Origin of the sequence: Sphingobium sp. B2D3C (assembly GCF_025961835.1) — a bacterium.
Taxonomy (GTDB): domain Bacteria; phylum Pseudomonadota; class Alphaproteobacteria; order Sphingomonadales; family Sphingomonadaceae; genus Sphingobium.
Window position 1 is genome coordinate 1,381,695 of sequence record NZ_JAOQOK010000001.1, and the last position, 20,221, is coordinate 1,401,915.

The 20,221-nt window shown below is 64.2% G+C and carries 17 protein-coding genes, 1 tRNA gene and 1 other annotated feature; of the genes, 8 read left to right on the forward strand and 10 right to left on the reverse strand.

What is annotated here, in order from left to right:
• The first annotated feature begins 115 nt into the window (after nucleotides 1–115).
• The 6 genes from M2339_RS06400 (at nucleotide 116) to M2339_RS06425 (ending at nucleotide 3,841) form a co-directional block, all read left to right on the forward strand.
• Nucleotides 116–191 (forward strand) — tRNA-Lys (locus M2339_RS06400).
• A 159-nt stretch (nucleotides 192–350) separates the two neighbouring features.
• Entirely contained in the window at nucleotides 351–680 is a 330-nt protein-coding gene (locus M2339_RS06405) for an ArsR/SmtB family transcription factor (RefSeq protein WP_264578829.1), read from the forward strand.
• An 11-nt stretch (nucleotides 681–691) separates the two neighbouring features.
• Nucleotides 692–1,117, forward strand: a complete 426-nt coding sequence (gene arsC / locus M2339_RS06410; RefSeq protein ID WP_264587162.1) for an arsenate reductase (glutaredoxin) — start codon at nucleotides 692–694, stop codon at nucleotides 1,115–1,117.
• Nucleotides 1,117–1,362 (forward strand): hypothetical protein, encoded by a 246-nt coding sequence (locus tag M2339_RS06415; RefSeq protein WP_413714739.1) that lies wholly within the window; start codon nucleotides 1,117–1,119, stop codon nucleotides 1,360–1,362. The genes arsC and M2339_RS06415 overlap by 1 nt, the downstream gene beginning before the upstream one ends.
• Nucleotides 1,359–2,108 (forward strand): arsenical resistance protein ArsH, encoded by a 750-nt coding sequence (gene arsH / locus M2339_RS06420; RefSeq protein ID WP_319801010.1) that lies wholly within the window; start codon nucleotides 1,359–1,361, stop codon nucleotides 2,106–2,108. Before M2339_RS06415 ends, arsH begins: the two co-directional genes overlap by 4 nt.
• Before the next feature lie 121 nt (nucleotides 2,109–2,229).
• Nucleotides 2,230–2,285: a sequence feature (sul1 is cis-regulatory element that is thought to sense ions involved in sulfur or methionine metabolism; They are found in Alphaproteobacteria), on the forward strand.
• A 59-nt stretch (nucleotides 2,286–2,344) separates the two neighbouring features.
• On the forward strand, nucleotides 2,345–3,841 hold the full coding sequence (locus M2339_RS06425) for a SulP family inorganic anion transporter (protein ID WP_264587161.1): 1,497 nt from the start codon (nucleotides 2,345–2,347) through the stop codon (nucleotides 3,839–3,841).
• Between the two features lie 40 nt (nucleotides 3,842–3,881).
• On the opposite strand, the gene glcF is transcribed toward M2339_RS06425, so the two are convergent.
• The 3 genes from glcF to M2339_RS06440 are packed head-to-tail and all read right to left on the reverse strand — an operon-like array spanning nucleotide 3,882 to nucleotide 7,799.
• A complete protein-coding gene (gene glcF, locus M2339_RS06430) occupies nucleotides 3,882–5,153 on the reverse strand; it encodes a glycolate oxidase subunit GlcF (RefSeq protein ID WP_264587160.1) in 1,272 nt (423 codons plus the stop codon).
• Entirely contained in the window at nucleotides 5,143–6,306 is a 1,164-nt protein-coding gene (locus tag M2339_RS06435; protein WP_264587159.1) for an FAD-binding protein, read from the reverse strand. Before M2339_RS06435 ends, glcF begins: the two co-directional genes overlap by 11 nt.
• Nucleotides 6,306–7,799, reverse strand: coding sequence for an FAD-linked oxidase C-terminal domain-containing protein (locus M2339_RS06440; RefSeq protein ID WP_264587158.1), 1,494 nt, complete (start codon nucleotides 7,797–7,799; stop codon nucleotides 6,306–6,308). The genes M2339_RS06435 and M2339_RS06440 overlap by 1 nt, the downstream gene beginning before the upstream one ends.
• Nucleotides 7,800–8,077: 278 nt before the next feature.
• Here M2339_RS06440 and M2339_RS06445 point away from each other — a divergent pair, with 278 nt between their 5' ends.
• Complete coding sequence (locus M2339_RS06445; protein ID WP_264587157.1) at nucleotides 8,078–9,499, forward strand: FadR/GntR family transcriptional regulator; 1,422 nt, start codon at nucleotides 8,078–8,080, stop codon at nucleotides 9,497–9,499.
• 20 nt (nucleotides 9,500–9,519) lie between these two features.
• Here the strand turns inward: M2339_RS06445 and M2339_RS06450 are convergent, their stop codons facing one another.
• Together M2339_RS06450 and M2339_RS06455 are read right to left on the reverse strand one after the other, a co-directional pair.
• Nucleotides 9,520–10,941 carry a spinster family MFS transporter gene (locus M2339_RS06450; protein WP_264587156.1) on the reverse strand — a complete coding sequence of 474 codons (1,422 nt, stop codon included), beginning with the start codon at nucleotides 10,939–10,941 and terminating at the stop codon, nucleotides 9,520–9,522.
• Nucleotides 10,942–10,990: 49 nt separating this feature from the next.
• Nucleotides 10,991–12,190, reverse strand: coding sequence for an LLM class flavin-dependent oxidoreductase (locus M2339_RS06455; protein WP_264587155.1), 1,200 nt, complete (start codon nucleotides 12,188–12,190; stop codon nucleotides 10,991–10,993).
• Nucleotides 12,191–12,274: 84 nt separating this feature from the next.
• Between M2339_RS06455 and M2339_RS06460 the strand changes: the two genes are divergently transcribed.
• A complete protein-coding gene (locus M2339_RS06460) occupies nucleotides 12,275–12,586 on the forward strand; it encodes a hypothetical protein (protein ID WP_181559580.1) in 312 nt (103 codons plus the stop codon).
• Nucleotides 12,587–12,630: 44 nt separating this feature from the next.
• Here M2339_RS06460 and M2339_RS06465 read toward each other — a convergent pair whose 3' ends face one another.
• The 5 genes from M2339_RS06465 to M2339_RS06485 all read right to left on the reverse strand — a co-directional run bounded on the left by M2339_RS06465 (nucleotide 12,631) and on the right by M2339_RS06485 (nucleotide 19,905).
• The gene (locus M2339_RS06465; protein ID WP_264587154.1) at nucleotides 12,631–13,440 is read right to left on the reverse strand and encodes a CmcJ/NvfI family oxidoreductase; all 810 of its coding nucleotides are present in this window, start codon (nucleotides 13,438–13,440) and stop codon (nucleotides 12,631–12,633) included.
• A 162-nt stretch (nucleotides 13,441–13,602) separates the two neighbouring features.
• Nucleotides 13,603–14,322, reverse strand: coding sequence for an alpha/beta hydrolase (locus M2339_RS06470; protein ID WP_264587153.1), 720 nt, complete (start codon nucleotides 14,320–14,322; stop codon nucleotides 13,603–13,605).
• Between the two features lie 133 nt (nucleotides 14,323–14,455).
• Nucleotides 14,456–15,865: an MFS transporter gene (locus tag M2339_RS06475; protein WP_264587152.1), complete on the reverse strand. Its 1,410-nt coding sequence runs from the start codon at nucleotides 15,863–15,865 to the stop codon at nucleotides 14,456–14,458.
• A gap of 24 nt (nucleotides 15,866–15,889) precedes the next feature.
• On the reverse strand, nucleotides 15,890–16,816 hold the full coding sequence (locus M2339_RS06480) for a nuclear transport factor 2 family protein (protein ID WP_264606269.1): 927 nt from the start codon (nucleotides 16,814–16,816) through the stop codon (nucleotides 15,890–15,892).
• A gap of 92 nt (nucleotides 16,817–16,908) precedes the next feature.
• Entirely contained in the window at nucleotides 16,909–19,905 is a 2,997-nt protein-coding gene (locus M2339_RS06485; protein WP_264587150.1) for a TonB-dependent receptor plug domain-containing protein, read from the reverse strand.
• Nucleotides 19,906–20,221 lie beyond the last annotated feature (316 nt).

Sequence of the window (20,221 nt, forward strand, 5' to 3'; positions counted from 1 at the left end):
AAGCAGCATCTTTTTTCGCCACGCCTCGGATTTTTTGTTGGCATCCTCAAAACACCATGTTAACGGCCCACCTCCCGACGGGATGTTGATCAAACGATCAACGAGCCGCCGAAGTGGACGCATAGCTCAGTTGGTAGAGCAGCTGACTCTTAATCAGCGGGTCCTTGGTTCGAGCCCAAGTGCGTCCACCATTTTTCTCCTAAATTTCAATCTCTAGAGCGAAGCGAGACATTGCTTCCGCTTTAGGTTCCAGGCGTCCAGCGGCAGCCGCCGTTCGTCATCTGGAAAGTAGCATCGGGTTTTCCCGTTCGATATTGACGCGCGCCCGTCCTATCGGATATTCCCGATGAATGGAAACCGATAACGCGCTCGGCATTCTGGCGGCTCTGTCGCACCCGACCCGCCTGGCAACCTTCCAGTTGCTCGTACGGCATGAGCCGGAGGGCCTTTCGACGGGGCAACTTGTCGAGGCGAGCAGCCTGACGCAGAGCACCTTTTCGACCCATCTGGCGGTCATGGCGAAGGCAGGGCTGGTGATCTCGGAAAAGCGGGGACGTCAGCAGATCCAGCGCGCCAATATGGCGCCTTTGCGCGATCTGATGCTCTTCCTCGCCAAGGATTGCTGCCAGGGCCGCGCAGATTTTTGCGAGCCGCTGCTTGCTGAACTCTCCTGCTGCTGAAGGACGGGATCATGACCACCATCGTCATCTATCATAATCCCGGTTGCGGAACCTCGCGCAACACGCTGGCGCTCATCCGCAATTCCGGGGTCGAGCCGCATGTCGTCGAATATCTGAAATGCCCGCCGACGCGAGCGCTGCTTGCCGAGATGATCGCGCGGGCCGGGCTGACGCCGCGCGCACTGCTGCGGGAAAAGGGCACGCCGTTTGCCGAACTCGGACTGGATGATGAGAGCCTGAGCGATGACGCGCTGCTTGATGTCATGATGGCGCACCCGATCCTCATCAATCGCCCGCTGGTGGTCACGCCGCTGGGCGTGCGGCTTTGTCGCCCGTCCGAGCTTGTCCTCGATATCCTGCCCGATGCGCAGCGCGGCGCCTTCACCAAGGAGGATGGCGAGCCGGTCGTCGATGCCGCCGGGCAGCGGGTGAGCTGATGGGCACGTTCGAGCGCTATCTCTCGCTCTGGGTGGCCCTGTGCATCGTCGTCGGCATTCTGCTTGGGCAGGCCGTGCCCGGTGTCTTCGCCGCGATCGCATCGGCCGAAGTGGCGCAAGTGAACCTCATCGTCGCCGCCCTGATCTGGCTGATGATCGTGCTGGTCGAAGTGCGGGTGATGCTCTCCGTTGTCGCAATCGTGAAGCGCAGCCGGCCCTGGTATGAAAGGAACCTCGTTTCGTGAGCCGTGTGCGCATCCTGCCCGATCCTGATCATCTTCCGGCGCTGGACCGTTCCTATGCGATACCCAGGCCCGCCCTCGGGATTGGCGAGGATCAGCCGCCGCCCCGCATCCTGCTGCTCTACGGGTCGCTCCGGGAGCGGTCCTTCTCGCGCCTTGCGGTCGAGGAAGCCGCGCGCCTGCTGCGGTTCTTCGGCGCGGAGCCCCGCATCTTCGATCCCTCGGACCTGCCGCTGCCCGATCAGGTGCCCGGCGACGATCACCCGGCCGTGCATGAGCTGCGCGCGCTGTCGCTGTGGTCGGAGGGACAGGTCTGGTGCAGCCCGGAGCGGCATGGGCAGATCACCGGCATCATGAAAGCGCAGATCGATCATCTGCCGCTGGAGATGAAAGGCCTGCGCCCGACACAGGGCCGGACGCTCGCGGTCATGCAGGTGTCGGGCGGATCGCAGTCCTTCAACGCGGTCAACACGCTCCGCCTGCTGGGCCGCTGGATGCGGATGTTCACCATCCCCAACCAGTCGTCGGTGGCCATGGCCTATAAGGAGTTCGATGAGGCCGGCCGCATGAAGCCCTCCAGCTATTATGACCGCATCGTCGATGTGATGGAGGAGCTGGTGCGGATCACCGTGCTCATGCGGCCGCATGCGGCGCAACTGGTCGACCGCTATTCCGAACGGAAAGCGCGGGGTGTCAGCGTGGATCCTTCCGCGGACCGCGCGGCGGCGGCGCTGACCGATGGGCGATGAGCGCCGATAGGGCGGTCAGGACTATGCGGCCGACCCCAAGGCGATGCCAAGCGGTGGTTCTTGCTGATACCCAACAGTCCCTTGCCCGACCGCGTTCTGCCGTGTAGCAGGCGGGCAATCGCAAGGACCCGGTGAAACCCCGGGTGGCTATTCCGGCCGCCGATCCGCCGGACAACATCACACATGCAACTCCCCCCGCGCCCAATGTGCGCCATGTGCCTTGTTGTGGAATCCGCATGACCTCTCATCTGACATCTTACCGCCGCCAGTGGTTCACTGACGGACCGACCGCCCGTCGCGACATCTTGGCGGGCGTCGTCGTCGCTCTCGCCCTCATTCCGGAGGCGATCGGCTTTTCGATCATCGCCGGCGTCGATCCGCGCGTTGGCCTTTATGCGTCCGTCGCGATTGCCATGACCATCGCCCTGATCGGCGGCCGCCCGGGCATGATCTCTGCGGCCACGGCGGCTGTCGCCGTCCTCGTCGTGCCGCTCGTCCGCGAGCATGGGGTCGACTATCTCTTCGCGGCCACCATCCTGATGGGCCTTATCCAGATGATCGCGGGTCTGCTGCGCCTCGATCTGGTGATGCAGTTCGTGTCCCGCTCGGTCATCACGGGCTTCGTCAACGCGCTGGCGGTCCTCATCTTCCTGGCTCAGTTGCCCCAGCTGACCAATGTCGGGTGGCAGACATATGCCATGGTCGCCGGCGGCCTGGTCATCATCTATGGCTTCCCGCGCATCACGAAGGCCATCCCCTCGCCGCTCGTCGCCATCCTCGTGCTCAGCGCAATCAGCATCGGCATGGGCCTGCCGGTCAACACGGTAGGCGATATGGGCAAGCTGCCCGAGGGACTGCCCAGCCTGGCGCTGCCCAACGTGCCCTTGACCCTCGATACCCTGCGGATCATCCTACCCTATTCCCTGACGATGGCTGCGGTCGGCCTGCTGGAATCCCTGCTTACCGCGCAGATCGTCGACGACATGACCGATACGGACAGTAACAAGCGGGTCGAATGCGCCGGCCAGGGCGGCTCCAACATCGTCGCCGCGCTGTTTGGCGGCATGGGCGGGTGCGCGATGATCGGCCAGTCGGTGATCAACGTCACGTCGGGCGGCCGTGGACGCCTCTCGACCTTCGTCGCCGGTGCCTTCCTCCTCTTCCTTCTGGCCGTGCTCGGGCCGTTCGTAGGCCGGGTGCCGATGCCGGCGCTGGTCGCGGTGATGATCATGGTCTCGATTGGTACGTTCAGCTGGAACTCCATCCCCAATCTGCGCCGCCATCCTGCAACCTCGTCAGTGGTGATGCTGACCACGGTCATCGTGGTCGTCGCCACGCATGACCTCTCGCTTGGCGTGCTGGCGGGCGTGCTGCTCTCCGGCATCTTCTTCGCCGGTAAGGTCCAGCGCATGTTCGCCGTCGAGCGTGACGAAACTGCGGACGGCGCGCAGGCCATCTACCGCGTGACTGGCGAGATTTTCTTCGCGTCGGTCGACCGCTTCACCCGCGCGTTCCAATCGGAAGGCACAGCGACGCGCGTCGTCATCGACGTGACCGGCGCGCATTTCTGGGACATCTCGGCTGTCGGGGCGCTCGACAAGATCGTCGCGCGACTCCGCCGCGATGGACGCGAGGTCGAGGTCGTGGGCTACAACCGCGCCAGCGCCGACATTGTCGACCGCTTCGCGTTGCACGACAAAACCGGCGTAGAAATGGGGCTTGCGCCGCACTGATCGAAGCTGCGGCGAATGAAGGGCTTGGGCGTCTGGGACTCTAGCGGGCGTCCACTCCGCCCCACGCCCGATCCAGCAGTTCAACGACGTGCAGAACGGGAATGTTCGTGGCGCTGCCGATCTGCATCGCGCAGCCGATATTGCCCGTGGCGATGACATCGGGCCGCAAGGCTCGCAGATTCGCGACCTTGCGATCGCGCAGTTGTGCGGAGATTTCCGGCTGCAGGATATTGTAGGTCCCGGCAGAGCCGCAGCACAAATGGGGCTCGGCGGGGGTCGCGACCTCATAACCAGCACGCTCCAGCAGCGCGCGCGGCTCATGGTCGACCGACTGCCCGTGCAGGAGCGAACAGGCCGATTGATAGGCGACGCGGATGCCCTGCGGACGTCCCCGCGGAAGCGTGATTTTCGCGAGAAACTCGCTGATATCGCAGGCCAGCGCCGATAGGCGGGCGGCCCTCTCCGCATAAAGCGGGTCGTCGCGCAGCATGAAGCCATAATCCTTGATCGTCGTGCCGCAGCCCGAGGCGGTGATGATGATGGCTTTCAGGCCGGCGTCCATATGAGGAGTCCAGGCATCGACATTCCGACGCGCGGCGTTCAGGCTCTCGGCGTCCTGCCCCATGTGCCGGACCAGCGCGCCGCAGCAAACCTCGCCTTTGGCGAACAGGACATCATAGCCGGCGCGCGATAGCAGTCGGTGCGTGGCAGCGCGGATGTTGGGCTTCAGGACCGGCTCTGCACAGCCTTGCAGGAGAATGACGCGGCCCAGATTGCCGATGGCGGGTGGCGGCACCCCAGCAGCCGTTGGGCGTTCGGACGGCGCCAGTCGCAACATGGCAGCCAGCGGGCGCGTCACGGGCCAGCGCGCCAGCAGCGGTGCGAAGGGGCGACCGAACGGTGCGAGGCGCAGGGCCAGGGCAAGGCGGCGCGGGTGCGGCAAGACCGCGCCCAGCAGCCGCCGCATCAGCCGCTCGTGCCAGGGGCGCCTGTAATGCGTCGCGATCCAGCTGCGCGCATGATCGACAAGGTGCATGTAGTTCACGCCCGAGGGGCAGGTCGTCATGCAGGAGAGGCAGGACAGGCAGCGATCGATATGGCGCACGGTCTCGCCGGAGGGCACGCGCTCGTTCTGGAGCATATCCTGCATCATGTAGATGCGCCCGCGCGGCGAATCCCGCTCATCGCCGAGCAGCACATAGGTCGGGCATGTCGCGGTGCAGAAGCCGCAATGGACGCATTTGCGGATCGCGCGCTCACTGCTTGCCATCGCCGGATCGGCCAGTTGCTCGGCCGTGAAATCAGTGCGCATGGGCGGCTCCAAAGCGATCGGGTGACAGGATGCCCAGCGGATCAAACGCCGCCCGCACCCGCGCCGAGAGTGCGGCGACGCCGGGCTCTTCGACATGGAGGGCCGACATGCTGGTGCGCAGCGCGGCTGGCGCGCGGATCAGCGTCGCGTGCCCGCCCGTCTGCGCGATGACCTGGCGCACGCGGTGCTGATCGGCATCTTGCGGCAAACTCAGCCAGACGAGGCCGCCCGCCCAGTCATAGCAGCGTCGCGCACCCAGATGCTGGAGCGCCCGGAAGACCTCCGGCCCACGGGACGGCGCGGTGCTGATCCGCCACAACACGGCCTCGCCCTGCAGGGCGCCTCCACCCCTCACCGTTGCCCACAAAGGCTCGTCGGCACCGTCAGCGAGCAGATCCGCCTGCCCGAGCAGCGCCCGCAACATGTCGCTGCGCGCTGCCACCGATGGCGCAAAGCCTTCGACGCGCATCAGCGTGATCCCCGCTTCGGGCAGATGCGCGGCGCAGGCGACCTCGGCCGGGGAGCCCATGGCGCGGGCCATTGCGGCGATGGCCGCTTCGTCGTCCAGTCCGCGCAACAGCAGCGTCGCGCATGTCTGCGGGCGGGGCATGACCTTCACAGTGAGGCTGGTGAGCGCGGCCAGCCTGCCCCAGTTGCCAGTCATCAGCTTGGGCAGGTCGTAGCCAGTGACGTTCTTCATCACCTTGCCGCCGCCGATAAAGGCCTCGCCCCGCCCCGAGACGGCCTCGAAGCCCAGCATGTGATCGCGCGCCGCCCCGGCCGAGAGGCGGCGCGAGCCTGAGACGCCGGCCGCGATGATACCCCCGATGGTCGAGGCGCCGGATGAGCGCGCGAAGACCGGGCCGTAATCGAACGGGTCGAACGCCAGCATCTGGCCCTGCTCCGCCAGAAGTAGCTCGATCTCGGACAAGCGGGTGCCAGCCCCTACCGTGAGCACAAGTTCGGCGGGATCATAATCGATGATCCCTGCAAAAGCGGACATATCCACGATCAACGCCTGCCGGTCCGGCTGGCCGATATCCGCCTTTGTCCCGCCGCCGCGCAGTTCCGCAGGCATGCCGTCGCGACCCGCATCGCGAATGATCGCGCAGAGCTCAGCGATGTCGGTCGGCGTGACCATATTGGTGGTCATCAAAATCTCGGCAGCTCGGGGAAAGGCACCTGCCCCTTGTGCACATGCATGCGGCCCAGCTCGGCGCAGCGATGCAAGGTGGGGAAGACCTTTCCGGGGTTGAGGCGCAAGGCCGGATCGAACGCGCATTTCACCCGCTGTTGATGCGCGAGATCGGTCTCGCTGAACATCTCCGGCATCAGATCACGCTTCTCGATTCCGACGCCATGTTCGCCTGTGAGCACGCCGCCCACCTCGACGCACAGGCGAAGGATCTCATTGCCGAGCTTTTCCGCGCCGTCGAGCTCGCCGGGCTGGTTGGCATCGTAGAGGATCAACGGATGGAGATTGCCATCGCCGGCATGAAAGACATTGGCGACGGCAAGGCCATGCGCTGCGGCCAGCTCGGAGATGCGTCGCAGCACATGCGGCAGGTGGCGGCGGGGAATGGTGCCGTCCATGCAATAATAGTCCGGCGCGAGGCGGCCCACGGCGGGAAAAGCGGCCTTGCGCCCCGCCCAGAAGGCGAGGCGCTGCGTCTCATCCTGCGAGACCTGAAGGCTCACGGCGCAATTCGCCGTCGCAATGGCGCTGATCTCCGCCGCGAGATGATCGCATTCAGCATCGACGCCATCGATCTCGACGATCAGCAAGGCCTCGACATCGAGCGGATAGCCGACCTTCACGAAGGCTTCGGCAGCGCCGACGGCGGCGCGGTCCATCATCTCCATGCCGGCCGGAATGATGCCGGCGCCGATTACATCCGCCACGCAGCGCCCCGCCGTCTCGATGCTCGGAAAGCCGACCAGCATCGCCCGTGCCCGCAGCGGCTTGGGGAGAATGCGGACGGTGACTTCCGTCACAACACCGAGCAGCCCTTCCGATCCGGTCACCACACCCAGCAGATCCAGGTCCGCCGCATCGAGATGGCGCCCGCCGAGGCGGATGATCTCGCCGGTCATCAGCACCATCTCGACGCCGAGCACATTGTTGGTCGTCAGCCCATATTTGAGGCAGTGCACGCCGCCGCTATTCTCGGCGACATTGCCCCCGATGGAGCAGGCGATCTGGCTGGAGGGGTCCGGTGCATAATAGAAGCCCTGCGCTTCTACCGCCTTGGTGATCGCAAGGTTGGTGACGCCGGGCTGCACGACGGCGACCCGGTTGGCATAATCGATCTCGATGATGCGGTTCATGCGGGAGAGGCCGAGCAGGATGCCATCGGCCAGTGGCAGCGCGCCGCCCGAAAGCGACGTCCCTGCCCCACGCGGGACGACTTTCACATCATGGGCGTGGCACCAGGCCAGTATCTGCGAGACTTGCGCGACCGTCTCAGGGAGCACCGCGGCCAGCGGCATCTGCCGATAAGCAGTGAGCGCATCGGTCTCGAACGGGCGCAGGCCATCGGGATGGGAGACGACGCCCTCCCCCGGCACGATCGCCTGCATCGCCCGCACGATGTCCGCGCGACGATCCAGAATATGCGGGTCGGGGACCGGCATGGAAATGGTCACGCGAGGCGACCTTGGACCGTCATCACTGGCAGCGGGGGCAGCTTGCGACGAAATGGAGAGATCACGACCTTGGCGCTTAGGTCGCCGAGCAGCTGCCTTTTCAAGATATCTTCCTGAGTTCCATCATGCGTATGACAGATACGAGTGTGCCAGAGCTTGGCGGACTTGGGCAGACTAAAATAGTGGCAACAATTCCGAGCGAAAATATAGTTGTCGCTGGCTGAATTTCGCTTGCATAACAACGATCAGACAGTTTCAATCGGTCCGTAGAGGATCGCATGAACACAGCGGAAAAGATATATAGCGCGTCCACCAGCGAGGATGCCGGCACCGCCCGCCTGGCTGAGCGGCTGGCCCGCAGGATCGAGGACGATATCGCCTCCAGCCCCTTGCCTGTCGGTGGTGTGATGGGGTCGCTGCGGGGGCTGTGCGAGCATTATGCGGTGGGACGCGCAGCCATGCGCGAAGCGGTTGCCCTGCTCGAGCGCCGCGGACTGGGCCGGCTCCGTCCCGGACCGAGCGGCGGCTTCATGGTCGCGCAGCCCGACGTGGGCCGGATCGGGCTCGAGCTCGCCAATTACTTCCAGCTGGCCGGCGTGACGTGCGAGCAGGTGCTGGATGCGCGCGAAGCTGTCGACCCGCTGCTCGCAACGCTTGCGGCCACAGCCGATCGTTCAGACCATGGGATGCGACTGGACGCGCCGGACGAACGCGAGGGCGGCCTTGCCTGGCATTTGCGGGTGCGGTCCGATCTGGCGGCGATGAGTGGAGACCCCGTGCTGCCGCTGTTCGTGCAATGCCTCAACGAACTGACGATGCTGTTTGCCGGCGTCGAATCGCATGACGGCGATTGGCTTGGGCAAGCCAAGCGGCAGACCGAAGCGATCAATCAGGCCGTCGCCAACCGTGACGTGGCGGCCGTACAGCAAGAGGCCGACAGGCTTCACCGGCGCCTCGGCGACTGGCTGGCCGCGCGCGATGCGCCGCTTTCACCGCCGACCATCGAGGCGTCCCGTCAGGATGCCGACCGGACTCTTGCTCTCCTCGTCGCCCGCCGGCTGGCGGCCGAAATCCTGCCGAGCGGCAATGCGGGCCAGCGGCTGGGCTCCGAATGGGACTTGTGCGAGCGCTTCAGCGTCAGCCGCGTCACGCTGCGTCAGGCGATCCGCCAGTTGCAGGATAGCGGGCTCGTCGAGTGCCGCCGGGGTCGGGGCAATGGCCTGATCGTGCGGGATCTGCGCGGCACCGGCAGTATTCGGCTTGTCCTTGCCTTCCTCATCAGCCGGCAGGTCGATCCCCAGACCGCTGGCACGACGCTGTTCCAGTTGAACCGTTTCGTGCCCGCGCTGGCCGTGAGCCGCGCCAGTGCGGCGGAGCGAGCACGGCTGCGGGAACTTCTCGACCGCGCACAGCGCAGCGACCCCATCGATCGCTATGATCTGCTGGCGCTGGTCCAATATGTCTCCAAGTTGGCCAGAAGCCCGATCATCGATCTCTTCTCGCGCTGCCTCGCGGCTTATGAGGCGCGGTTCCATCCCTTCCTGCTGGAGCGCCTGCCGGCGCACAAGCAGGCCGAATATTTCGCGCTGCTGCGCATGCTCCTTGACCGGTTGCCGATGGGGAGCGATGCGCAATTGGGCTGGGCGAAGGCGGAGGCCTCTCGCGTCATGCTGTCCATGAGCTCGACGCGCCCGATCTGAGCGGGTGCAGCGGGCGGGCGTTACGCCACCCCTGCCTCGTCTTCCGGACGGTAGACATCCTTGCGCAGATCCCGCGCGGCTAGGACGTAGTGCAGCGCGGCCCAGAAAAACAGCACCAGCACAGTGACCAGCGCGTACCGCAAACCGGTCGATGACGCCGTGAGGCAGGCGGCATCGAGAGCCGTTCCGATGCCATCTGGCCCCCTGCCCCCCGGACAAGATGTCGCGAAATCAGCCGCGCCATAAGCGCGCCTAGCGTAGAAGTCACTGAGCACCCCGGTGACAGTCGGTCCGAGGCCGGCACCCAGCAGGCCGCCGACCAACGCAGTGATCGCGGCGGTCATGGCGCGCATCTGCGGCCCAGCAAGGTTCTGCATCGTGCCCATCGTGGGGGCCATGAAGGTGATCAGCGCCATATTGCCGAAGAAGATGCAGGCGAGCGAGACGTACAGCTCACGGCTCATGAAGGCGCCGAAATAGATAGGCACGCACAGCGACATGCACAGGGCCGGGCCCCAAAGCACCCAGCGCATATCCCGACGCGACAGCCAGTCGAAGCCGAACCCGCCCAGCAGCATGCCAATGCCGTTGGAGGTGAAGGTGACGATGCCGAAGATCACCCCGAGCGTCGCCAGATTGATCTCAAAGCTGCGCAGATAAAAGGGCAGCACGAAGTTGGCGATGGCGTTGAGGGTGAAACCAGCAATGGTTACTCCCGCCAGCAAGTGAATGTACGTCTTCTTGGCCAACAGGAAGCGCAGCACTGTCCCCAGTGAGGGCACGGGTGCGCGGGTGATGCGGCCATCCGCCAATCCACGCGGCGGCTCTCGCAGGGTGAACCAGACCAGCAGGGAGACCATGATTCCCGGTGCGGCCATGACGAAAAAGGCCGTGCGCCAGTCCCATTGCGTCGCCACCCAACCACCCAGCGACTGGCCGAGCAGAAAGCCGAACGGCGAGCCAAGCGAGATGACGGCCAGCACCGAGGCGCGGCGATTAGCCTGGTAATGATCGGACAGGAGCGATGATGTCGGCGGTTGCACCCCCGCTTCGCCGATGCCCACGCCGATCCGCCCCAAAAGCAAGGTCGTGAAACCCGTCGCGAGGCCACAGACCGCCGTCATGGCAGACCAGGCGGCGACGCAGATGGCGATCAGCCGCGTCCGGTTGACGCGCTCGGCCAACATGCCGAGCGGCACCCCCAGCACAGAATACATGATCGCAAAGCCCAGTCCCTGCAAAATGCCAAGGTCGGTATCGGTGAGCCCGAGGTCTTCCTTGATCGGCTGGGCGAGCACCGCGAGGATCGCGCGATCGGCGAAGTTGAAGATGCTGACGAGCAGCAGCACGAACACGGCCCATTTCTTGTAGCCGGGCCGCAACAGCGGATGCGTTTCGTCTGCGACCGGCTCTGCCGGATTATGCTGTGTCGTCGTCGCCATCGTCACCCCCCATTCCGTCCGTCGGTTCTACTGCTTTTTTGACCGACTGCTATTCCGCTGCCTGCTGCCGCTCGGCATGGGGAACGAAGGTGACATTGTGCGCCTGCAGGCGGGGCAAGACCTCCTTGCCGATACGGCGCACCTGATTCATGTACATGTCGTGGGGCATGTCGCCGCGGTTGCATACCAGCAGCACATTGTTGGCGCCGGCATCGTTGCACTCGTCAATGATGCGCGCGACGATCTCGTCGGCGGTGCCGATCGGCATGTGCTGGGCTGCGCCACGGACCGTGTCCATCGTCCACTCGTTGAACACCGTGTCATCCTCGGCCAGCGTGCCTTTCGCGCCCTCGCGCAGATGTTCGAACGCCGTGGAGCTATAGTATTTCGTCTTGCGCACATCCGACTGCCAGACCTGATCGTAGCGCAGCAGGGTGTTGAACAGATACATCAGATGGCTGCCATATTCCTCGATGGCCTGCTCCTTGGAATCGGCCACGTAGCAGTCGACCATGATGCTGATCTTGTCCGACTGGACCTCGCGTCCATGGCGGGCCTGACATTCGGCGAAATAGCGGATGGTATCCTCGCGCATGGACCCGCGGAAGATGCCCGGCGTGATGGTCGCATCATGCTCGGCAGCCCATTCGATGGACTCCTTCGACCCGGTGAGCGGCACCCAGATGGGCGGGTGGGGTTGCTGGAAGGTGCGCGGCCACAGCGAGACGTCCTCGAACTTGTAGAACTCCCCGTCGAAGGAGAAGCTGTCCTGCGTCCAGGCGCGCCGCATCACCTCGAAGCCCTCATTGAAGCGACCGCGTGATTCACCCATGGGCACGTTGAAAATCCTGTATTCGCGGGGTGCGCCACGACCCACGCCACAGATCAGCCGTCCGTTGCTCATGCAATCGAGCATGGCGATCTCTTCGGCCAGACGCAGCGGCTCGTGGATGGGCAGGAGATTGGCGTAAACGAGGATCTTCAGGCGCTCAGTCACCTGAGACAGCGCCGCCGCCATCAGATTGGGCGAATTGCCCAGACCGAATGGCGTGCCATGATGCTCGTTGATCGCAATGCCATCAAAACCCTGTTTGTCCATCTCCGCCCATGCTTCGAGATGGTTCTTATAAGTCTTTGCGGCGGCCTGTGGATCAAAATGACTTGCACCCAAGCGCGGAAGAACACCATCCTCGCGATACTTATCAACATTCTCTTGATAAGCGGTCCAGTCGAATACAAAGACCTTCATGATTTATTCTCCAACGTAACGCTTGAATATATTGTTAGACTGAACTTATACTGATGCAGTCTGAAAATCTTGAAAGGCGTTCTTATGAAAAAGACCTTCGTCGCTCTGGTCGAGCGAACAGACCTTTGGGACCCCAGCAAGGAAGCGCATGAGCAGCCCGGCTTTGCGGACCACGCCGGCTATATGGGCGCGCTCGAAAAGGAGGGCTTCATCGCCATGGCGGGCCTGCTGGCCGAGTCCGAGGATGTGCTGTTCGTGTTTCTGGCGGACAGCCGCGAAGAAGTGCTCGATCGACTGGCGAAGGACCCCTGGCAGCAGAGCGGACAGGCGAAGCTGACCCGGCTGGAGGAAGGCCATTTCCGCATCGGCGCCCCGGCCGGCGCAGCCTCGGGCTGATCCGACGCGCAGGATGGCGGAGCGGACAGGAGAGCGCTGCGCCATCATGCGTCGAACACCGCGATGGTCCTGACCTCGAAGCTCTCCCGGCGCGGGGAACCCGGCAGGCTGGTCGGATCCTCGAAGGCGGTATGGCCGGTCATCTGCCAATCGGGATTACCGGTATCGTACAGGCGGAAGATCAGCGCCTCATCGGGCTGCATATCCGGATAATAATACCAATGATGCCGGGGATTGTAGGCCATGTTGAGGCCGGCCGGCATGCCCTGGCGGAAGCCGCCTTCTGGCTTGCCCAGCGATACGCTCAAGAAGTCGCGCTTCTCGACGCTGCGGCTGTCGCAGACTGCCAGCGGATAATTCTCGACCGGTTTGGTGCCACGCCAGACATTGATGTTGACGAGGCGCTTGGCCGCCAGTTCCTCGGCCCGATCGGGCGCGAGCCTCGCGATCCACTGCTGCAGCGCGGGCCCGTTGAAATCCACATGGGCACTCAGCGCCGGGCCGCCGCCCTTGGCATCCTCCCCGCCCCGTAAAATCCCCATGAAGGCGAACACTTCGCTGGCGCCGGTCAACTCTTTCACGAGCCGCGCGACCTCGGGATAATAGCGGCGCTCGAAATCATCCTTGTCCGTAAAATCGACATCCGTGGCGTGCTTCACCAGGGTGAAGCCCTGCGCATCGAATGAGGTGTCCGCAAGCCGGGCGTTGTGCACGGTCACGTCATGATCTTCCATCGAGAAGGAATAGGAGCCGTTCTTCTCTATCCAGCCCCCATCGGCCGCGCGCTCCGAATAGCGAATGAAGCTCTCGACCGAGGTCGGGCGCGAGGCGACTGCGGCAGCCTGATTCTTCACGATTCTCTCTCCTCATGGCGGCCGGGGTATCGCAGTCGACGGGCTATCCGACCGATCTGGCGATGCCTCTGGGGCCGCCTTTCGTTCAATTCGAGCCAGTGTGCGGACCGGCCGGCTTGAAAATAGTGCCTACATTGCAAGGCTGAACCGAGCCGAGTGGCCTCAGGGCAGCGCGGATTCGATCATGTCGGCAGATTCGGTCACGGCAACGTGCTGGAGATCATGGGTGAAGGGCATTTCCTCCACGCGCCATTCCGGCTGAGTGCGCAACCGTTCGGCCACGGGGGCGAACGTATCGTTCTTGTAGCCGGTGGCGATCACATAGGTCTTTTGCGGGATGCGGTCGCGGGCACCGGTCAGCTCCGCCTTTTGCGAGAAACAGTAGACGGACTGCGGCGTGCGCCGATCCTCGTAAGACGCGCGGGACGCAGGGTCCATATGCGCATTGAAGCCCTGCAGCAGCAGCCGGGGCGGCGGCACGAGATAATCCCCCTCCTCGGGCGGGAGGTGCGGTTCGCCGGGCACCAGATCGTTCAGCGACTGGCCGTTCTCGGGCATGAAAGCGTCCATATAGAGGATCGACTGGATCACCCCCTCGGGGATCAGCTCGGTCGCCTGCGAGATCGGCATGCCGCCATAGGAATGGCCGACAAGCAGCACATTCTCCAGCTCCTCATAGCGGATGACATTGGCGATATCCTGCGCGTGCATGGCCAGATTGACGTCGCGACTGGTGAGGTGGGCGCGCTCACCCAGCCCGGTCAGCGTGGGCGTGAACACATAATGGCCGCGATCGCGCAGCAGATCGGCTACCTTGCGCCAGCGCCACCCGCCAACCCACGCGCCATGCACGATCACGATCGTTCCACGCTTGTCCGCCATCATTCTCTCCCTTGATATGTGTCAGCTTGGCCGGCGCGGCCTCTCCGAAGAGGCATGCCATTGATTTCCCCAGCGAGTGCCGCTGCGCCGGGCGCGAAAATAGTGGCGACAATAGGCAGATGCGGTGGGCGGTTCAGAGCGGCGCGCCATCGGCCCGCATCTCCAGGATGCGCCGGCGATAGGGCTTCACCCCTGCCCAATAGGTGATCGCCGCCAGCGGGAAGGAAATCGCCGCAGAGGTAGCGATGGCATAGCGCAACAGCGCCTCGTCCCCCCACACATATTGGGTGAGGAAGGCGAAGTAGGTCGGTCCGAGCCCGCCGCCCACCGCCGTCATGGTGAACAGATAGAGCGCGGTGATCTGCCCGCGAATCTCGTTGGGCGTCACCACCTGCAAGGCCGAGTTGAGCGATGGCGCCGCCATCAGCATCAAGGCCGTGCCGATGCCGCCCATTCCGAGCGCCAACCACGGGCTGGGCATGAGTGGCGCTGCGATCATGAACGGGGCCGATGCGGTGAAGCCGATGGCCAGCACCCGCATGTTCGCATCGGCATGGCCGCGATTGCGGAAATGATCGTTGAGCCAGACCGCGCCGAACAGGGCCGGAACCGCCAGGATTAGGCTGAGAAGCCCGGTGTAGAGGCCCGTGCTTGCCGGCGCCCATCCATAGGTCCGCGCGTAAAAGGCCGCGCTCCATGCCGCCGTGCCGAACATGTGCATGGCGGTGAAGCAGAGGCCCAGGAACATCGGCCCGTAGAGCCGCCAATGGGCAAGCAGATAGCGCAAGGTCTCGCGCAGGCCGACCTTGCGCGGTTGCATCCCCACGACCGCCGCCGCACTGAACCCGCGCCTTTTGGGCTCGACGATCGTGGCGACCAGCAGCAGGATCGGGATGCCAACAAGGCCGGTCACCACCCACACCACCTGCCACTCGCGCACGGCACCGAGCAGGGGCAGGTGGATGGCCGGCATCCCGGAGAGCAGGTGGATCATCACCGCGCCAAGCAGCAGCGAGAGCGCCGTGCCACCCTGAAAGCCGACATTGTAGATCGCGATGGCGCGCGGCAGCTTTTCCGGGGGGAAATAGTCGGCCATCAACGAATAGGAGAGCGGGCCGCTGATCGATTCACCGGCGCCGATGCCAAAGCGCGCCGCGAAGAACTGCCAGAAATTCTGGGCAAGGCCACACGCTGCGCTGGCAAGGCTCCACAGGAAGACCGATGCGGCGAGCAGATGCTTGCGATTATGCCGGTCCACCAGTCGAGCGGCAGGAATGCCGATCAGCACGTAGAAGAGGCTGACCGAGAAGCCGAGCAGATAGCTCATCTCCATATCGGTCAATTGCAGGTCGCGCTTGATGGGCTCAACCAGCAGCGTCATGACGCCGTTATTGAGCTGGGCGCACATCTGCACGGCTGCCAGCACCCAAGCGACATGATAGGCCTGACGCGCGGCGGGCCAGGCTTCGTCCGAATAATGGGGGCGATAAACGGGGCTGGCGGCGCGATCCGGATCGGGCTGCGCGGCGGCGATGTCAGTCAAATTGTCTCTCCACGCAGCATGTCATCAATCGGTATAGGGGCCGGGCACGGTTCCCGGCTTCATCGCGCCGGTCCAATGCTCCGCAAGGCGCCCCTTCTCGATGCGGAACATGTTGAACTGGGTTGTCATGTAGCTGGCCCCTGCCCGGCTTGGGTGCGGATGCTCATGGCCGGACACCACGACCACGAGATCGCCCTTCGCGACCATGGCGACGAGTGTAGCCTGCATAGCCTGAGCAAGCGGTACCGCAGTGCGACCCTTGGCTGCAGCGAGGATCGCCGGTGTGCCGTCCGTCGCGCGTGGATCATGCTCGATGAAGTCGTCGGGCAGATAGCGCGCGGCGGTTGCCACGTCGCCCGCGTCGATCAGGTGGCGCCAGGCATCGAACACGAGCCGCTTGTTGGCTGCCAGCGCCGGATCGTCCGATTGGAGCAGCGCTTGCTGGGCTGGCCCGGTCGCCCCCGTCACCGGTTGCGGCCCGCCCTTGTCTGGAGACGGCAGATCTGGTCCGGGCGGGGCCTCGACCGAGTGCCAATGCTCGGCCAGACGATCCCCTTCCACCCGGAACAGGTTAAAGTGCGTGCTGGTATAGCGCCCGGACCCGACCGGTTCGCGCAGCTCCTCCCGCAACGCCATCACCACCAGATCGCCTTCTGCAACCATCGTGACGAGCGGCGGCGAAACCAGTGCCGGGATGTCGCGGCGGGGCACGGCCGAGAAGATCTGCTTGAAGGCCGCGCGCCCGCTCGGCAGCACCGGGCTGTGCTGGATATAGCCTTCCGTCAGCAGATCGTCAGCCCGCTCGACATGGCCGGCATTGACGATGCTGCGCCACATGTCGAACGCCAGGCGCTTGTTCCGGGCCAGGCGCGGGTCCTTGTCTTCCAGCAGAGACAGTGGCGCAGGGTGGCCCATGACCGGCACGACGCTTCCCTCCCTCGCGGCAGCCACGGGCGGTGCGAACGACGGCGACCCGTCGCCCGACGAGGCCGTGCATGCCGCAAGCAGCATGCAGGCCGCCACCCCGCCCAGCGAACCCCGCGTCAAAAGCGTTTGCCGACCTGGATCTGCATCACACGGCCCAGCGCGCTGCCATAAGTCGGGTCGAAGCGGATCGCGCTGCCGGCAAGGCCTGCCTGATTGACGACCAGTGGCGGATCCTTGTCGAAGACGTTCTGCATGCTGAGGACGATGCTGAAATTGTCCGTCAGCCATGAGCCGCCCCGGTCGCCGGTGTCGAAGCCGATGGTCAGGTCGAACGTCGTGTAGGAGCCAATCTTGGCATAGGACGGGTCGACGCCGACTGGTAGTTGTGCCTGATCGATCTCATAGGAATTGCGGAAGTTGACGAAGGTGCTGGCGAACAGATCGCCCATCCCGATATCGCGCCGCCAACCAAGCTGGCCGCGCGCCTGGAAGGTGAGCGGGAAGCCGAGCTGGTTCACTTCCTGCACGAGCTCAGCGCCGGGCAGCGGGGACACTTTCCAGCTCATCGTGTATGAGGCAACCGCACCGAGGTTGAACCGGCCCATGCTGCTATCGAAGGCGTAATCGATGTTGAAATCGATGCCCCGGCCGACCGTCTTGCCCGCGTTGATCCGGCGGCCGCTCACCAGCGCGAACACATTGCCCGGCGCCGTCGGCGGACCGAACAGACCGCCCCGCTCCCCGCCTGTGTTGTAGCAGCTGATCATCGCATCGTAGACCGCCTGCGTGGTCACATTCTTCCCGAAGGCTGCGGCGCAGGAAGGGTTTGCCTGATTGATGGTCGGGAAATCGCCAAAGAAGGCAGTCGGGTTGTTCGCGGCCAGTGTCGGGAAATAGGCCGGGTTGTAGATGATCTGCGAGTTGTAGATCTGCTGGTTGATCGCCGGCACGCTGCCGACGTTGAAGGCCGGCGTGGTGATCTGGCCCTCATAGCTCAGCCACCAATATTTGGCGGACATGGTGAGGCCCGGCAGCGAGGGCGGTGTCCAGTCGACGCCGATGGCATAGGTCTCGGAGGTCTCGGGCGCGAGATCGCGATTGGCGCCGCCGATCGACTGATAGATCGCGCCCATCGGCACGCCCTGGCACGCTGCGCAGATCGCCGGCGAGAGCTGGTTGCCCGCCGTCACCAGCGGGATAACGCCGGTCTGCGAGAAGGGATCATTATCGGCAAGGCCCGGTGCACGGAAGGACGTGCCCCAGCTGCCGAAAATCTTGAGGCCGCGCGTCGGCCAGAAGTTGAAGCCCAGACGCGGATTGGTCGTGGTGCCGGCGTCGCTATAATCATCGTAGCGGATCGAGCCATTGAGCTCGAGCTTGTAGATGAGGCCGCTCCCCGCATCCGGGCTCACGACCGGCACGAACAATTCGCCGAACACCGAAGAGACGCTGCGCGGATTGAAGTTGTTGCCGCCGAAATTATTCTCGTTGAGCAGCGAGCCTTCATAGCGCTCGACACCCACGGCCAGCTTCACCTGTCCGGCCGGGAGAGAGAAGAGCGGGCCGTCCGCGGTCGCCGAATAGACCTGCATGTCATATTTGGTCCGGTTGATGAGCGAGGTGCCGCGCGCGTTGATGGAATCGGCCGTCGCCTGATCGGTGCACTGGAAGGCGGTGGGATCGCAGAAGAAGTTGAACGTCGCGAAGACCGGCGCCGGCGCGCCGCCCGTCTGCGTGGTGGTCGAGGGCGCATCATGCGTGCCGGCGAAGGCCGACAGGGTTACCGACCAGTCATAGGGCAGCTTGATGTCGACACCGCCGCCATAGGTCCAGGTTTCGGTTTTGCCGAAGCGGCGTGGCGACCCGATGTCGTAGACGGTGCTGTAGGCCACGGAGAGCGCGCCCGTCGCGCAGGCGGCGAGGAGGTTGGCGGGACCGGTGACGACGCCGCCCGCATAATGGCTGGGGTTGCACGGGCTGAACGGATTGCTGTTGGGAATGCGCGGCAACTGGCCAAGATTGGTGACGCGGTTGCTGGTCGACGAGTTGGGACCGTTAATGGTGAAGTCGCGCCGTACATAGAGCGCGTCCGCGAACACACGGAGCCAATCGGTAACATTCTGCTCGAAGTTCATCGCAAAGCGGTCTGCCTCAACCTGCGGAATAACCTCGATGCCACTCCAGGTATTGAAATAGTTGGGCGTGGATTTGAGATCTGCGAGAGTCAGCTTCGACCCGTCCTGACCCGCCGGGATGCCGTAATAGATGCCGTTGATGACGACATTGCCCGGCGCCGAGTAAAGCGATGAGGGCGCCCCGCCATAAGGCGAGAGATCGTCATTATAGAGATCCGGGCGTGCCGAGGCCGCGAAGGCGGTCTGATAGGAGTGCTGGTAGGAGAGGATAATGCCGCCCTCACCCACGCTGCCCTCGCCCCAGCGCACCCCGCCGATGCCGGTCACATACCAGCCATCCTGACCGTCATTCTTGCGATAGCCGCCGTGGACTTCAAGCGTGTCCTCCGGCCGTCGCAGGATATAGTTGACCGTCCCCGCGATCGCGTCCGCGCCGTAGAGGGCCGAGCCGCCGTCCTGCACCACGTCGATCCGCTGGATCATCTGCGCGGGGTAATTATCCCCGTCGAACGAGTTCATGTTGCCGCCTTCATACGGCACGCGGTGCCCGTTCACGAGGCTGAGCGTCGCGCCAACGCCAAGGCCGCGGACATTGGGCGACTTGTTGAAGTTGAAGGAGTTGATCGTGTTCGCCTGCTGCGCCTGCCCACCCGCATAATTGTCGCCGCCGCCCAGACGCAGGATGGAGGGCACCGTGCCCAGAATGTCGGCAGTGCTGGAGAGGCCTGTTGCCCTGATCTCCTCTTTGCCCAGCTGGACGAGCGCCGTGCCGACCGGTGCTTCGCCGCCGATGCGGGTGCCGGTGACGATGATTGCGCGCTCATTATCGCCATTGCTATCCTGAGCGCCGACATCCGCGCTCGCTGAGCCAGCTTGCGCGCTGGCCGGCTGGGCCAGCCCCAGCATCGAGGCGCTGCTGAGCAGCAGAAGCGCGAATTGCGCGCGCGACGTGAATGAAAGACGATGGCCTGCAGTCATGTTCACCCTCCCGGCCTTGCGGCTGTTTCGGGATGCACGATCGGGTACTGCGCCGCATTGCTCGCGTGTCGCAGACGAGGTCCGGTCGATGACATCCTCTCTTGTCCACCTGCCTTTGGGCGAAGCACGCGGGACGAAAATAGTGCTGTGAATTGGTTGCGGTCCCAAAGCATCATGAAAGCAGCCTGACGACAGGCATGAAGCGGTCCCGCAAAAGAACACACTATTTTGAGGGCCAGCGCTCATGTCAGATCGAGGAAGAATGGCTTCGTGCGCAGGCAGCACCTGCACGCGCCGGGCTGAGAAAAGAGTGGGA